The following is a 15,048-nucleotide window of genomic DNA, read 5'->3' as shown; positions in this document are numbered from 1 at the left end:
TCGACGCTCCCGTCGAAAAAAAACCCCTTGCCCGTCCGGCAAAAAAAGTACACAGAGTCTTTCGACCTCCCGTCAAAAAAGCGCATTGCCCGCCCGGCAACCGCCTTATTATTCCCTAAAAACCCCGAAATTTGCTAAAATTATTGGGATACACCCCCTCCGCAAACAATGACTCCATTAGCAGAAAGAATAAGACCCCGTACGCTCGATGATCTTGCCGGACAACAACACCTCACCGGCAAAGGAAGCATTCTTCGCAAGGCCATCGAGAACGGCAAGATCCCATCCATGATCCTTTGGGGACCTCCGGGAACGGGAAAAACCACGATTGCCAATATTATCGCCAACACATTATTCGCCCCTTTCTATACATTAAGCGCCATCAGTTCGGGAGTTAAAGAAGTACGGGAAGTGATTGCAGAGGCACAAACCAAAAGCAATGCGATCCTCTTTATTGATGAGATCCATCGCTTCAATAAAGGACAGCAGGATGCGCTGCTTGGCGCTGTAGAGAAGGGCGTTGTGACGCTCATCGGTGCCACTACCGAAAACCCCTCTTTTGAAGTAAACAGTGCCCTCCTAAGCCGGAGCCAGGTATATGTATTAAGATCACTGGAAGAAAAAGACCTGATACAATTGCTGGAAACAGCCATCCAGAAAGATGAACTGCTCAGCAAAAAAAGCATCGAACTGAAAGAAACCACCGCCTTACTTAATATATCCGGCGGTGATGCCCGAAAGCTTCTTAATCTTTTTGAACTTGTAACAGACTCGATTACACCTGAAAACGGGAAGGTGATCATCACCGATCAGAAAGTAATGGAGATCGCACAAAAAAAGATCGCCCTTTATGATAAAGGTGGAGAGCAGCATTATGATATCATCTCGGCATTCATCAAATCGATCCGCGGCAGCGATCCCAATGCCGCAGTGTACTGGCTCGCAAGAATGCTTGAAGGAGGAGAAGATGTCAAATTCATTGCGCGCCGGCTGGTGATCCTTGCCAGTGAAGATATAGGCAATGCCAATCCAACAGCACTGGTCATGGCCAATACAACATTTGATGCCGTGAACAAGATCGGCAATCCGGAATCTCGGATCATTCTGTCCCAGTGTGCCGTATACCTCGCTTCATCTCCCAAAAGCAATGCATCCTATGAAGCGATCGGCATGGCCCAGGCTGCGGTTCAGCGTTTGGGAGATCTGCCTGTACCTCTACATATCCGTAATGCTCCTACCAAACTCATGAAAAATCTGGGCTATGGAAAAAACTACGAATACTCACATAGCTACGAGAACAGCTTTTCTGCCCAGGAATATTTGCCCAAAGAACTGGCCGGAACAAAATTTTACGACCCCGGAAAAAATGCAAGAGAGGAGGAACTCCGAAAATTTTTAAGATCGCTGTGGAAGGATAAGTATGGGTATTGAGGATCAGGAGTTCGGGAAGACCGCAAACACAACCGGCGCAATGTGCCATCCGCCATATAGCTATATACCTTGCTGCGCATAAGGCCAGTATAAATAAAGGGAAGAGACAACGTAGAGAGGACGCAGAGAGGACGATTTGCTTGTAGGTGCACGGCAGCAGGTTTGTACAGTATTGGTACACTTACCACCCGTTTTACCACGGAAACTGTAGAGTATTGGTACACTATGTTTTTCGACCGATGACGCTGACAAACCTTTCAGACTTATAAGACCACCCTCCCTTTGTCCAAACGAATATACTGCGTGATACAGGCTGGTCTTCTGTTCGCGTAATGCGTTACATACACTAAAGTTTTTCCACTTTTCCTGCAGATAATATCGATGAGACTGTTCAGTTCTGCTTCGGTTTCGTCGTCCAATCCCTGGCAGGGTTCATCCAGTATCAATAATGGCGGATTTTTGATCAGCGCGCGGGCCAGGAGCACTTTGCGTTGCTCACCCTGCGAAAGCTCATTCAATCGCTTGCGCGCAATACTTTTTACTCCCAGCAACTCCAGCCAGCCGTAGACCTGCAGCATTTGCTGATCAGACACCTGTCTGAATAAACCGATCGTATCAAATAATCCTGATGCAACGGCATCGAAGACGTTACTGCTGTTTTCAAAGAACAACATCAGCTCCGGAGAAAGAAAGCCTATATTCTTCTTGATATCCCATATAGTTTCACCAGACCCTCGTTTGCGATCGAACAAATAGATCTCATTGGCATATGCCTGCGGGTTATCTGCCGTGATCAGGCTAAGCAAGGTGGATTTTCCCGCACCATTTGCACCTGAAAGCAGCCAGCATTCTCCCGGCTTTACTACCCAATTGATATTGTCCAGGATCACTTTATCGCCATAACGCACGTGCACTTTTTCCATCCGTATAATATCGCTGAAAGATTTTACCGCTGCTCCAACTATCAATTGTGACAGCAGGGCCTCATTGATCACAGGTTGTTTATGCTTGTCTTTTGAAGGCATCAGCGAGTCTGCAAAAGTCTTTCGGTCCTGTACGATAGCCGGCTCATCTTTTTTCAATGTAACGACCGTTGTGATGCACGCCGGCACTTCATCCGGCTGTGTTACCAGAATGATAGTAATGCCTGTAGCCGCGAGCTCATTGATCCGTTCATGCAGGAAAGCCCGGGTATCCACATCCAGGCCAACAAAAGGCTGATCGAGGATCAAAACTTTCGGAGACGCCAGTAATGCACGAACGATCTGCACTTTCTTATTCTCTCCGTTTGACAACTGGATCAAAGGTTTCTCCAGTAATTCATCAATACGGAATGGCTTTAGCAGCGGGTTGGAGGATACGTCTTCATTACCAAGATATTCATCAACCGTTGCCGCATCTTCTGCGTCCATCGAATTAAAACGTTGCTGATAATAGAAATTGCTGACATTAGAGCGGTTCTTAAAATGGTGTTGTTGCTCCACCCAAACGATGCGTTCAAGCTTATCTTCCGCATAACGGATCTTACCGCTGAAAAATATGCGGCCTGCCAAAGCGAGGGCAAGTGTGGTTTTGCCACTACCGGCAGCTCCGGTGATCGCAAGATTTTCCCCTGCTCTCAATCCGAAAGAAACATTTTTAACTACAGGTACAGACGATTTCAGAACAGACAGGTCATTTACTTCAAGTATCAGTGTCTCGTTTTTCATGCTTCAGGCTGGTTTCCACAGGAACCCGGGTTATACTACAAGTTCCCGCCGTATTTAAACATCTAATCAGGCAGATCAGATCTTATTTAACAATACTGCGAATATCCTAATTTTAAAACTCAATGACTGTTATGAGAAAAATTATTATCGCCTCTGTTTTTATCAGCTCCGCTATCGGAAGCAACGCACAAACCATCATTCAGCGTGATCCACAGATCGAAAAGATGGTAGCCCAGGTTTCGAAGGATTCTCTGTCTTCCTATATCCGGCAGATGGTAGCTTTCGGTACAAGGAATACACTCAGCACACAAACAGATCCGAAAAGAGGGATCGGTGCTTCGCGGACCTGGGTGCTTTCAAAATTCAATCAGTTTGCAAAACAATCAAATGGAAGGCTTACTGCGATCATTGATACTACGACACTTGCCCCGGACGGCCGCCGCGTAGATCAGCCCCTCGTTCTGGGAAACGTAGTTGCCACATTGAAAGGAACTGATCCGCAGGATAACCGCATCTTCCTGATCAGCGGCCACCTGGATAATATGCGTACCAGCGTGATGGACCGCACAGGTGATGCGCCAGGCGCCAATGACGACGCAAGCGGCGTAGCAGCTGTACTGGAATGCGCACGTATCATGAGCACTCAATCCTTTCCCGCAACGATCATTTTTATCGCCGTAAGTGGTGAAGAACAGGGATTGCTTGGCGCAAACTATATGGCGGAAAAGGCAAAAAAAGGCAACTGGAATATTGAAGCTGTTTTGAATAATGATATCATGGGAAGTAATAACAGCAGTGAAACAAATATCATCAACAACACGCAGGTGCGGGTATTCAGTGAAGCATTCTCCACACAGGATACCGGCCGTGTGATCTCCAATATCAGGAACCTTGGATTGGAAAATGATGGGAAAGCAAGACAGCTTGCACGTTACGTAAAAGAGATAGGCGAACGGTATGTAGACAACCTTCAGGTAGTAATGATCTATCGAAACGATCGCTTTCTTCGTGGCGGTGATCATACACCATATGTCAATCGCGGTTATGCTGCGGTAAGGATCACTGAAATGAATGAGAACTACTACCATCAGCACCAGGATGTGCGTGTGGAGAACGGGATACAATATGGAGACCTTCCCGAGTTTATGGATTTTGAATATCTCCGCAAGAACACAGCGATGAACCTGAGCAATCTGGCAAATCTTGCCAAAGCACCGGCTATGCCGCAGGAAGCAAGAGTCGAAACGAGGAAGCTTACTAATTATACTAACCTCAGCTGGAAAGCACCAAAATCGGGGAAAGTAAAAGGGTATTATATTTTAATAAGAGAGACAACAAGCGCTGTCTGGCAGAAAAAGATCTTTACGACTGGAACAACTGCGGAACTCCCTTATTCAAAGGATAACTACTTTTTCGGCATTCAATCTGTTGGCGATGACGGAAATGAAAGCCTTGCTGTTGTTCCAACTCCGGGAAGATAGTATGCCCGTATACGGTAATAGTTACCGGTGTTAAAATCTACATTATTAAACACCGGTAACTATTCGCTACATGAAACCAATTACCTTTCTTTACATCCGCTTTCAGGAGACTTATAATATTATACATATAGACGATGATCAGCTGGACCTTAAAAAAATTCGAAGAACTGAGCCTGCATGAACTTTATGAATTGCTGCGCCTGCGAACCGAAGTATTCGTAGTAGAACAGAATTGTGTATTTCAGGATATGGACGACAAGGATCATTATTGTTATCATCTCTTAGGTAGAAAAGATGATAAGCTGGTTGCTTATACCCGTATCGTACCAGAGGGAATATCGTATCCGGATGCCCCATCAATTGGCCGCGTTGTCACATCCCCATCAGCAAGAGGGGAAGGATTGGGAAGAATTTTAATGGAAGAAAGCATTAAAGAACTCTTTCGGGTATATGGTAGATCTACTATCAGGATTGGTGCTCAATTATATCTTAAAAAATTTTATGAATCATTAGGCTTTGAGCAGAGCAGTGCTGTGTATGATGAAGATGGTATTGAACACATAGAAATGATCCGTGCAAGCGTATAAACACTAAGTAGAAAAACTTTTATATAATCACAATAAAAAAAACTCGCAAAAACATTTCATAGATACTTGTTTCTTTATCTATTTTGGCCCTTGATAAATCCAATAGAGTACTAAGAAATTCGAATCTATGAGAAACAAAATTCTACACGCATTCATTGCGCTGTTGGCCGTATCCGGCAGCGTACTACCTAATCACGCTAACGCACAATCAGTTGGCGGAACCATTGGCAATGGTGAATTTGCTTTCGGCGTTGGTCCGATGTTTTTCCTTGGCGACCTTGGCGGTTCTGCCGGAAAGGGCGGAAGATTTGTAAAGGATGTCGACTTCCCTCTTACCAAACTTGCAAAAAGCTTATACGTAAGTATTTACCCGTCTGAGTTATTTGGACTTCGTTTATCATTGAACCATGGCGTTCTTGAAGGCGATGATGCAAAAGCACCAGATAAAGGAGGAGCTGAAGTAGACAGGTTGAAAAGAAACCTGAGCTTTAGAACTTCTGTGCTTGAAGGGTATATCGCTGCAGAGGTTTATCCGACGGTTCTTTTTGAACAATGGGATGGCCTGCAAGGCAAGCTGCGCCCTTATGGTGTAATTGGTGTCGGTGTCATGAAGTACAATCCAAAAACACAATTGAATGGAAAATGGGTAGAGCTGCAACCACTTCGCCTGGAAGGACAGGGAATGGAAGAATACCCTGACAGTAAGCCTTACAAACTGGTTCAAAGAGAGATCCCGATGGGAGTTGGTGCTAAATATTATCTGAGCGATAAAGCATACATCGGCTTTGAACTACTTCACCGGAAATTGTTCACTGACTACATCGACGATGTAAGCAGCGATAGCTATATTGACCCTATTTATTTTGATAAATACCTTACAGCTTCACAAGCTTCGGTTGCAAAACAACTATACTATCGTGGAACTTATGGTAATGGCAGCACATTGATCGATCCGCAGAATCTTCAGAGAGGTAATCCAAACCAGAAAGATGCATTCTTTTCAACTGTATTCCGCTTCGGGATACGTTTTGGAGGAACTCCTGATCCGGCGAGACGCCAACTGCGTTGCCCGGTATTCTACTAAGAATACAAAGAAATTGTCATCAATCCGTACCCTATATGAAGATAAAATCTACCCTGATTTCTCTTACAGCTTTGTGCTGCCTTTCAGTGATCAACCCTTATCACTCTCAAGCAGCAGGTGATCCCAAAAAAGCAGCTGAGACCGGGGATGATAGAAATCCTGCAGCGAAAGCTAAAATAAAAACAAGCACCTCCAGGAACAATGATGCTGTCAGAATATATCCTGGCGTCATCAGCAAAACCATGCATGTTGTTGCAAAAGACAATGAGCAGGAAATTCAATTTTTTGTTTTTGATCTGGACAGCACGCTGATCCAACATTTCAAAATGAAAGATGGTGATCACAAAAAGATCCGCGGTTTGCGGAAAGGGAAATACGTGTACCATGTATTTTCCGGTGATGAGGAAGTGGCGACAGGTAACTTCTCTATACACTAACAGACGCGAATGTTCACAAATGGCCGCGAATGGCCGCGAATGCGAAAGCTAAACGTTCAGTAGTGATCAAGAAGTTTACGAATAAATAATTAAGGGCGGTTTTGCAGAAGTGCCTGACCGTTACAGAAGTTCTTTTCCATACAGTATTCCATACTGTTGCTCCAGTAAGCAGCAGAGGGCTTAATGAAATCTGATACCCGGTTGAATAAACCTAATCCGTTCTCTATTGGTACTCTCTATTCTCTATTTCTCATAGTATACAATTTTATTAATTACCCTCTGCCTCTTACTGGATTTTTTTTGCCCTGCCTCTACCGTGGCTGCTACACCCGGATCCCAAATAGATGTCTCTCGTCCGACCATTAAACATCGGTCATCTACCATCGATCCTGTAACATCAACAATTCATCCACCGGATCCTAAATACCACATACAGGGGGGGACATTGCGTAAAAATTATTTCATATATTAGAATGCCAATTCCCGCATGGCGGATACAAACCAACAGGGGGCGGATGCCGAAAAGCCAAATGAGTAGGCTCAACTCTATCAACCGTTTTGTTATGGACCAACTGAACTTTCACAAACAGAAACTTTATTGCCTTATTATCGCAGGCGTCGCGCTGATCGCCATTTTTCTGCCATGGTTCTCTATGAGCATGGGGATCTTTGGGGGGATCAGCGTAAACGGATTCAGAAGCTGGGGTATCCTGTCTTTCTTCGGCGTTGCCGGCGTAGCAGCAGCAAGTCTTCTTGGTGATAAAACACTCCCTTTCGATGAGACGTTCAAGAAAGTGGCGCTTGGATCTTTTGCCGCAATCGCTTTGGGCGCATTGATCTTCTTTTTAAGGATGACAGCCGAGGGCCTGAGCATAGGCAGCGCAGGGTTTGGTCTTTATCTCACCCTTATTGCAGGCGCTTTAGGGCTCGTGTGGGTACTCGGTAAAATAAACCTGCCTGACATTAAAAAGAAACCATAACACTGCTAAATGCATTAAAAAGGCCGCAAAGAGCAATTCTTTGCGGCCTTTTGATTTCTTTCGATACTGTTTAAAGCTCCATCTTCAGAAACTTCGCAGTGAAGCTTTCCTTGTTTTTGATCATTTCCTCGGGCGTTCCTTCAAAAAGGATCTTTCCTCCCCCATCTCCACCTTCAGGGCCGAGGTCGATCAGATGATCGGCCACTTTGATCACGTCCATATTATGCTCGATGACGAGCACCGTATTACCTCTCTCCACGAGTTTATTCAATACATCGAGCAGATGACGGATATCTTCGAAATGAAGACCTGTTGTCGGTTCATCCAGGATATAAAATGTTTTACCGGTATCACGTTTTCCTAATTCCGTAGATAGCTTGACACGCTGCGCTTCTCCGCCGCTTAAGGTTACGGCCGATTGACCAAGCGTGATATATCCCAAACCCACTTCTTCCAGTACTTTGATCTTCCGATAGATGAATGGAACCGGCTGGAAGAACTCTACCGCTTCTTCTACAGTCATTTCAAGCACGTCTGCGATCGACTTACCCTTGTACCTGATCTCTAACGTCTCACGGTTATAACGCTTGCCATTGCACTTCTCGCAATGCACATACACATCAGGAAGGAAATTCATTTCGATCACCCGCATGCCACCACCCTCACACACTTCGCAGCGACCGCTCTTCACGTTGAATGAAAAACGTCCCGCATTATATCCACGGATCTTCGCTTCGGGCACGGAAGCAAACAGCGTTCTTATCTCTGTAAAGAATCCACAATAGGTTGCAGGGTTACTTCTGGGCGTACGGCCGATCGGAGACTGGTCGATCTCGATCACCTTATCAATATGCTCCAGCCCTTTCAATGATTTATATTCAAGGGGAGACATTTTTGAACCATACGCATGATGTGATAAGATCGGGTACAGAGTTTCATTGATCAGTGTCGACTTACCGCTGCCACTAACCCCTGTAACAACGATGAATTTACCCAAAGGAAATTTTACATCAACACCGCGAAGATTATTTCCTTTCGCACCTTTCAGTTCAAGAAATTTACCGCTACCCTTTCGTCTCACTTCCGGGACGGGAATACTATTTTTTCCATTGAGGTATCCGGAAGTTAGTGTATCCAGTTTCAGCAGGTCTTTAGGCTTTCCCTGGGCAACTATCTTACCCCCGTGGTAGCCTGCTTTAGGTCCGATATCTATAAGGTGATCGGCCGCGAGCATAATGTCTTTATCATGTTCAACGACAAGAACACTGTTACCGATATCGCGGAGATTTTTTAATGCTTCTATCAAACGATGGTTATCCCGCTGATGCAATCCGATCGATGGCTCATCCAGGATATACGTGATCCCCTGTAGTTGTGATCCGATCTGTGTTGCGAGCCTGATCCGCTGCGATTCACCGCCGCTCAGCGTTTTAGAAGAGCGGTTCAATGTCAGATATGTCAAACCAACGTCCAGCAGGAATTTCAGCCGTTCGCGTATTTCTTTCAGTACATCCTTTGCGATGGCTTTCTGTTTATTATCGATCCTCAATTCTATACCATCCAGCCACGCCGCAAGATTATCGAGGTTCATTTCACTCAGCTCGGAAATATTCCGGTCATCAACTTTGAACCAGAGACTTTCTTTTTTTAACCGCGCTCCTCCACAACTGTCACATGGCTGCAGCTGCATATACCCTTCAGCCCACTCACGCAAGCCTTCGCTGTGCCCGTTATTGAACCAGCGTTTCAGCATGTTCACTATTCCTTCATAAGGTCCTTGAGGGTCAAAGTTCATGTTATCATAATCGATCTCTTCCTCCACACCTTCCTCATTTCCGTACAGCAGCAGGTTGAGAGATTTCGCAGGAATATCTTTGATCGGCTTTGTAAGCGAGATCTTATTTTTCTTCGCAACCTCCTGCGCCTGCCGAAAGACATGCGCTTCACGTTCTTCACCCAGCGGAGCAATACCGCCATCGCTGATGCTGATCTCTTTATCGGGAACAACCGCTTCAAGGTTTACATGAAAAGTTGTTCCCAGACCACGGCAAACAGGGCAGGCCCCATAAGGCGAGTTAAAGGAGAATGCATTGGGAGAAGGCTCTTCGTAACTGATGCCAGTGTCTTCACACATCAGCATCTTTGAATATTGAACGAGCAGATCAGAAGCTTCTGCCGTTTTTGTTTTCTTTTTTGCGTCAGCAGGTTTCCCTGAGGCGACAAGAAGGAACATCAGATCTTTTCCCAAACGCAATGTTTGCTGCACGCTTTGACTAAGGCGTGCACGGAACTCGTCTGTGACCTGCATGCGATCAACCACCAGCTCGATATCGTGGATCTTATAACGATCTACCTGCATTTTTGGAACAAGGTCAAGCACCTCACCATCCACGCGTACTTTTAAAAATCCTTTCTTACGGATGTCTTCGAAGAGCTCACGGTAATGTCCTTTCCGTCCACGAACAAGTGGTGCAAGCAAACTGATATTGCGATCTTCGAAACGACGATAGATGTTGTCAACGATCTCCTCTTCGCTCCATTTCACCATCTCCTTGCCAGTGTTGTAGGAATAAGCTTTGCCCACCCTCGCAAATAGCAAACGAAAGAAGTCATACACTTCTGTAATAGTTCCAACAGTTGAACGGGGATTTTTATTGGTTGTTTTTTGCTCAATGGAAATAACCGGAGAGAGGCCGGTGATCTTATCAACATCAGGCCGCTCCATATCTCCGATGAACTGACGGGCATAGGCACCGAATGTCTCCATATAGCGCCGCTGTCCTTCGGAATAAATAGTATCAAATGCAAGCGATGATTTACCACTGCCGCTGATACCTGTAATAACTACGAGTTGATTTTTGGGAATGGAAATATCTATATTCTTCAGGTTATGCACCCGCGCTCCAAAAACCTCAATCTGATCTTCTCCTTCGATCTGCTTCGCCATGCAATAAACTAGTTTAAAAATTGTTTTTATGTGGAAGGGAACGAAGATAAAACAAACAAACCGTCAGTAAGTTTTAGGTATAGTATACCAGCTGCAGTTCCGGCCGCTCATTCCGTGAATTCAAGACGATCCGAAGGAAATCTTATTGATCACTGAGAAGGGACTCTGAAAAAGGCGTTTTATAAAGTACTGTTTATCAATTAATTATATTCAATTTAGAAAAAATTCGGAATCATTTCACCCGAAAAGCAGTTTCTGGCACAAATTTTAAAGTAATGGCGTGAAACAAGCAAACAAACTTTTAAAATAGACACTTTATGAAAAAAACCGCAATGCTAGCAGGTGCAGCATTTACTCTGCTGACTGCTTCCGTAAACGCACAAACTACCACTACAGATACTGTTGCACAACAACAAACAGTTACAACAACATCAACAGAAACTGTAAGCAAAGACAAATACAATAACTGGAGTGCTGACACGTATAAACTTCAGCCAATGCCAGAGGCACTGACTCAGGAAAAGATCTTCCCTGTACTCGGTCAGTATAATATCACCGATAAAGACGGCAACGCATCTACAGTAAGCGTGTCAATGGATCCTTCTAACAAAGGAACTGTTTGGATTGAAGGTCTTCCTCAGGGACGTATTAAAGCAAACCTGAGAAAATCACCAGCAGTATATAAAATTCCTGCGCAGAAACTTGGTGATGATCCAGAAGCTAAAGACGCTAAAAGCATAGCTGAAGGTGTATTGGTTTTCGATAGAGATGCAAATACATTGAACGTATGCATAGGTTGCACTTACAACACAGAAAATCCTTCTGTAGCATTTGACGCAACTGCCGCGCAGCAAGAAGCTGATGCAGTAGCTCAGGAAGAAGCAGCAAAAGCGAAAGTGGCGAAGAAAAAAACAGCGGCTAAAAAAGCGACTCCAAAAGTTGCCAAAATTGTACCTGTAAGATATTCCGGATCTAAGATAATTGATCAGACTGCAGCGACTTCAACAACAACTACTACTGAGCAGCACTAAGATATCAGATCAACGTACTCATTTTGTACCCATAAAAAGCGGGCTGTTGTAAAACGGCCCGCTTTTATTTTGAGTAAATATGATCTTATAAATTTAATTCTCCTCCTTATTAGCCGCGTCCAGCCCGGACCTCAACTGCTCCAGTAATTGCGTTTCCGATGGCATGTATAGTTTGTATTTACTTGCTATAATGGATGAGTTCTCCGGCAACGTGACCTTAACCATAGCCTCGTTCTTACTTGCACACAATAGTATTCCAACAGTAGGATTCTCAAAAGACTGCTTTTCAAACCGGTCATAATAGTTGACATACATTTGAAGCTGTCCCAAATCCTGGTGAGTTACTTTGCTTCGAAGTAGTTCAATAAGTACAAAACACTGGAGTAAACGATTGTAGAAAACAAGGTCAATAAAGAAGTCATCTCCGTCAAGGTGAATACGTTTTTGCCTCGCCACAAACGAAAATCCATTTCCAAGTTCAAGCAGAAACTCCTGAAGATGGGTGATCAATCCCGATTCCAGGTCTTTTTCGTAATAATTAGCGTCTTGTTTTAGTCCCAAAAATTCTAATACCATCGGATCTTTAATGATATCGGAAGGTGTAAGATTGACGTTTTCCTGGCTTGCTGCTGCAAGTACGCTTTGTTTGTCGCTGCTTGCTAACAGTCGTTCATATAAATGACTGTTAATCTGTCTTTCCAATTGCCTGGCAGTCCAGTTATTTCGCGCCGCTTCCCGTTGGTAATAATATATTTTATCTTGACTGTCAAGCGATAATAGCAGTTTATAATGGGTCCAGCTGAATTGCGTCCGCAGTGCGGACGCAATTGGAAAAGCCCGATAAAACTGACGGTATCTTTCCAGTTGACGGATGGAGAATCCAGTTCCAAACTCGGGCTGCAGCGTAACTGCAAGAGATTTGATTATATAGTTTCCATAATCTGCGCGATCTTTCCCTCCCTGCTCTTCTTCGAAAATTCTCTTACCAATATTCCAGTAAAGGATCACTCTGAGATGATCTACCGTGCGTACAGCATTCTCACGGCTTTGGAGAATAAGACTTTTAATTTCTTCAATAAATGACGGTTCCAATTGAGTTGACATAGCGACTGTTTTAAAATGGTTTAATGTATTTGACCCGCCATAAAATTGCCAATTACATTACCATCAGGGCCTTTTACAGTCCATGTTTTTCCCTCAGTTCCGGCCCTTATTTTTTATCCTTTGGAAGAGGAATTCATCAGTTTTATGTGTTGAAAACCGGTAACCACCATCGCCAAGCATATTGTACAACATAACTGATATTTAAGGAATTGGCGAACTCTCAAAAAATAGTAAGCCTGAAAAATTGGAAATCTCCCGTCCGGGACACTATCTTTGCAGCAGTTCTTTAAAACATCCCCGGCCTTAAACCGGGACATGCTTATCAAGAAAGGCTGAGGGTATGGCCCTATGAAGCCTTGACAACCTGTTTTTCCGTTCCGCGGAAAGGCAAGGTGCCAATTCCATCCTGGACAATCCAGGACAGATAAGTCAGACCCCAGCTTCGAAATACACGTATTAAGATATTAAAAAGCTCATCTGATTTATCGGGTGAGCTTTTTTGTTGCACATGCTCCAAGAAAATCCCCCGGTAATGCCGAAACCTCTCTGGTAAGTTCTCAACGTCGTCTTTATTAACAATGAAGGCTGATCGGTAACCGTATTTGCGTATCTGCATTCCGGATATGCAAGGACACCGTCCCAACCCTGACTGTTAATAAAGCCAAAGAATTTTAACAAAGAAAATTTTGGCAGATGAAAATGAAGTCCACTAAATTTGTAGAGCACTCGAACATACATGACAACAGTACTCCATACCAACTCTCCTCTTTATACCACAGGTATCTGTTGCATTTGCTGTATGCCGTAAGGCATCATTTTACCATATCCCCCTTTGGGCGTATTACTACTCCGTTTGCAATCGCTGTTCCCCTTCATTCATCAACAAAACCTTTATCATGAGTAAGAAGCTTCATTTTGAGACGCTGCAATTACATGCAGGACAACAAATCGACCCTACAACCAAGTCAAGGGCCGTTCCCATTTATCAAACAACTTCGTATGCGTTTGACGACGCTGATCATGCCGCCAATCTGTTTGGGCTGCGTCAGTTCGGCAACATCTATACGCGCATCATGAATCCGACAACTGATGTGTTTGAACAGCGGATCGCTGCACTGGAAGGTGGTGTTGCCGCATTAGCAACCTCTTCCGGACAGGCAGCCCAATTTCTTGCGTTGAATAATATCCTGCAAGCGGGCGACAATTTCGTAAGTACCTCTTATCTCTATGGTGGCACGTACAATCAATTCAAAGTAGCATTCAAACGTCTGGGTGTAGACGTGCGCTTTGCTGATGGCGATAACGTTGAAAGTTTTGTAAAACATATCGATAAAAACACCAAAGCCATTTACCTGGAAACGATCGGCAATCCGCGTCTCAATATTCCGGACTTCGAAAAGTTTGCAGCGCTGGCTAAAGAATATGACCTGCCATTGATCGTTGATAATACATTCGGCGCCGGAGGATATCTGTTCCGACCTCTTGAATGGGGAGCAAACGTGGTGGTAAATTCAACAACAAAGTGGATCGGCGGACACGGCACATCTATCGGGGGTGTGATCATCGATGGCGGAAACTATAACTGGGCAAATGGAAAATTCCCACAGTTTACCGAGCCATCTGAAGGCTATCATGGCTTGAAATTCTGGGATGTATTCGGTGAAGGGAATCCACTTGGCTTACCCAATATCGCCTTTGCGATCCGGGCACGTGTAGAGGGTTTGCGCGACTTTGGGCCTTCTCAGAGCCCGTTCAACTCCTTCCTCAATATTCAGGGCCTGGAAACGTTAAGCCTTCGCGTAGAGCGTCATGTACAGAATGCCCTGGCACTCGCAAAATGGCTTGAGCAGGATGAGCGCGTTGAGTTTGTATGGTACCCTGGCCTCGAAAGCAGCCCCTATCATGAACTCGCCAAGAAATACCTGACAAATGGTTTCGGAGGTATCCTGCAATTCGGGATCAAAGGAGGTGTTGAACATGGCCGCCAGTTTATCAACTCCCTTAAACTCGTAAGTCATCTTGCGAATGTAGGTGACGCAAAAACACTGGCTATACATCCTGCATCAACAACGCATGAGCAATTAAGTGATGATGAAAGAAAGGCATCCGGTGTATTGCCAAATCTCGTTCGCATCAGCGTCGGCATTGAACATATAGAAGATATCAAAGCGGATTTTGAGCAGGCGTTTGAAAAAGTCTTTGCAAAGGCACTTGCCAATTAATTAAAAATTTAAAAGTAAAAATTAAAAAATGGGCA

General features: G+C 44.5%; 11 protein-coding genes and 1 riboswitch. Of the genes, 8 read left to right on the top strand and 3 right to left on the bottom strand.

What is annotated here, in order from left to right; genetic code table 11:
• Nucleotides 1–168: 168 nt before the first annotated feature.
• The gene (locus tag LZZ85_RS27085; RefSeq protein ID WP_237877028.1) at nt 169–1,431 is read left to right on the top strand and encodes a replication-associated recombination protein A; all 1,263 of its coding nucleotides are present in this window, start codon (nt 169–171) and stop codon (nt 1,429–1,431) included.
• A gap of 263 nt (nt 1,432–1,694) precedes the next feature.
• Here LZZ85_RS27085 and LZZ85_RS27080 read toward each other — a convergent pair whose 3' ends face one another.
• Nucleotides 1,695–3,140 carry an ATP-binding cassette domain-containing protein gene (locus LZZ85_RS27080; RefSeq protein ID WP_237877026.1) on the bottom strand — a complete coding sequence of 482 codons (1,446 nt, stop codon included), beginning with the start codon at nt 3,138–3,140 and terminating at the stop codon, nt 1,695–1,697.
• 131 nt (nt 3,141–3,271) lie between these two features.
• Here LZZ85_RS27080 and LZZ85_RS27075 point away from each other — a divergent pair, with 131 nt between their 5' ends.
• From LZZ85_RS27075 to LZZ85_RS27055, 5 genes are all read left to right on the top strand, one after another.
• On the top strand, nt 3,272–4,621 hold the full coding sequence (locus LZZ85_RS27075) for a M20/M25/M40 family metallo-hydrolase (protein WP_237877024.1): 1,350 nt from the start codon (nt 3,272–3,274) through the stop codon (nt 4,619–4,621).
• 134 nt (nt 4,622–4,755) lie between these two features.
• Nucleotides 4,756–5,208: a GNAT family N-acetyltransferase gene (locus LZZ85_RS27070; protein ID WP_237877022.1), complete on the top strand. Its 453-nt coding sequence runs from the start codon at nt 4,756–4,758 to the stop codon at nt 5,206–5,208.
• A 127-nt stretch (nt 5,209–5,335) separates the two neighbouring features.
• Nucleotides 5,336–6,292: a hypothetical protein gene (locus tag LZZ85_RS27065; RefSeq protein WP_237877020.1), complete on the top strand. Its 957-nt coding sequence runs from the start codon at nt 5,336–5,338 to the stop codon at nt 6,290–6,292.
• Between the two features lie 35 nt (nt 6,293–6,327).
• Nucleotides 6,328–6,729, top strand: a complete 402-nt coding sequence (locus LZZ85_RS27060) for a hypothetical protein (protein WP_237877017.1) — start codon at nt 6,328–6,330, stop codon at nt 6,727–6,729.
• Between the two features lie 563 nt (nt 6,730–7,292).
• Entirely contained in the window at nt 7,293–7,709 is a 417-nt protein-coding gene (locus tag LZZ85_RS27055; protein WP_237877015.1) for a hypothetical protein, read from the top strand.
• Between the two features lie 70 nt (nt 7,710–7,779).
• Here LZZ85_RS27055 and uvrA read toward each other — a convergent pair whose 3' ends face one another.
• Nucleotides 7,780–10,656 (bottom strand): excinuclease ABC subunit UvrA, encoded by a 2,877-nt coding sequence (uvrA, locus tag LZZ85_RS27050; protein WP_237877013.1) that lies wholly within the window; start codon nt 10,654–10,656, stop codon nt 7,780–7,782.
• 317 nt (nt 10,657–10,973) lie between these two features.
• Here uvrA and LZZ85_RS27045 point away from each other — a divergent pair, with 317 nt between their 5' ends.
• Nucleotides 10,974–11,687 (top strand): hypothetical protein, encoded by a 714-nt coding sequence (locus tag LZZ85_RS27045; protein ID WP_237877011.1) that lies wholly within the window; start codon nt 10,974–10,976, stop codon nt 11,685–11,687.
• A gap of 93 nt (nt 11,688–11,780) precedes the next feature.
• Here the strand turns inward: LZZ85_RS27045 and LZZ85_RS27040 are convergent, their stop codons facing one another.
• Nucleotides 11,781–12,791 (bottom strand): PDDEXK nuclease domain-containing protein, encoded by a 1,011-nt coding sequence (locus tag LZZ85_RS27040; RefSeq protein ID WP_237877009.1) that lies wholly within the window; start codon nt 12,789–12,791, stop codon nt 11,781–11,783.
• Between the two features lie 316 nt (nt 12,792–13,107).
• Nucleotides 13,108–13,222, top strand: a riboswitch (SAM riboswitch).
• Between the two features lie 465 nt (nt 13,223–13,687).
• On the opposite strand from LZZ85_RS27040, the gene LZZ85_RS27035 reads away from it, so the two are divergent.
• The gene (locus LZZ85_RS27035; protein WP_237877007.1) at nt 13,688–15,013 is read left to right on the top strand and encodes an O-acetylhomoserine aminocarboxypropyltransferase/cysteine synthase family protein; all 1,326 of its coding nucleotides are present in this window, start codon (nt 13,688–13,690) and stop codon (nt 15,011–15,013) included.
• The last annotated feature ends 35 nt before the right edge of the window (nt 15,014–15,048 follow it).

Origin of the sequence: Terrimonas ginsenosidimutans, assembly GCF_022012415.1 — a bacterium.
GTDB lineage: Bacteria > Bacteroidota > Bacteroidia > Chitinophagales > Chitinophagaceae > Terrimonas_A > Terrimonas_A ginsenosidimutans.
The sequence above is the reverse complement of the archived record's forward strand: the minus strand, read 5'-3'. Positions and strand labels throughout refer to the sequence as shown.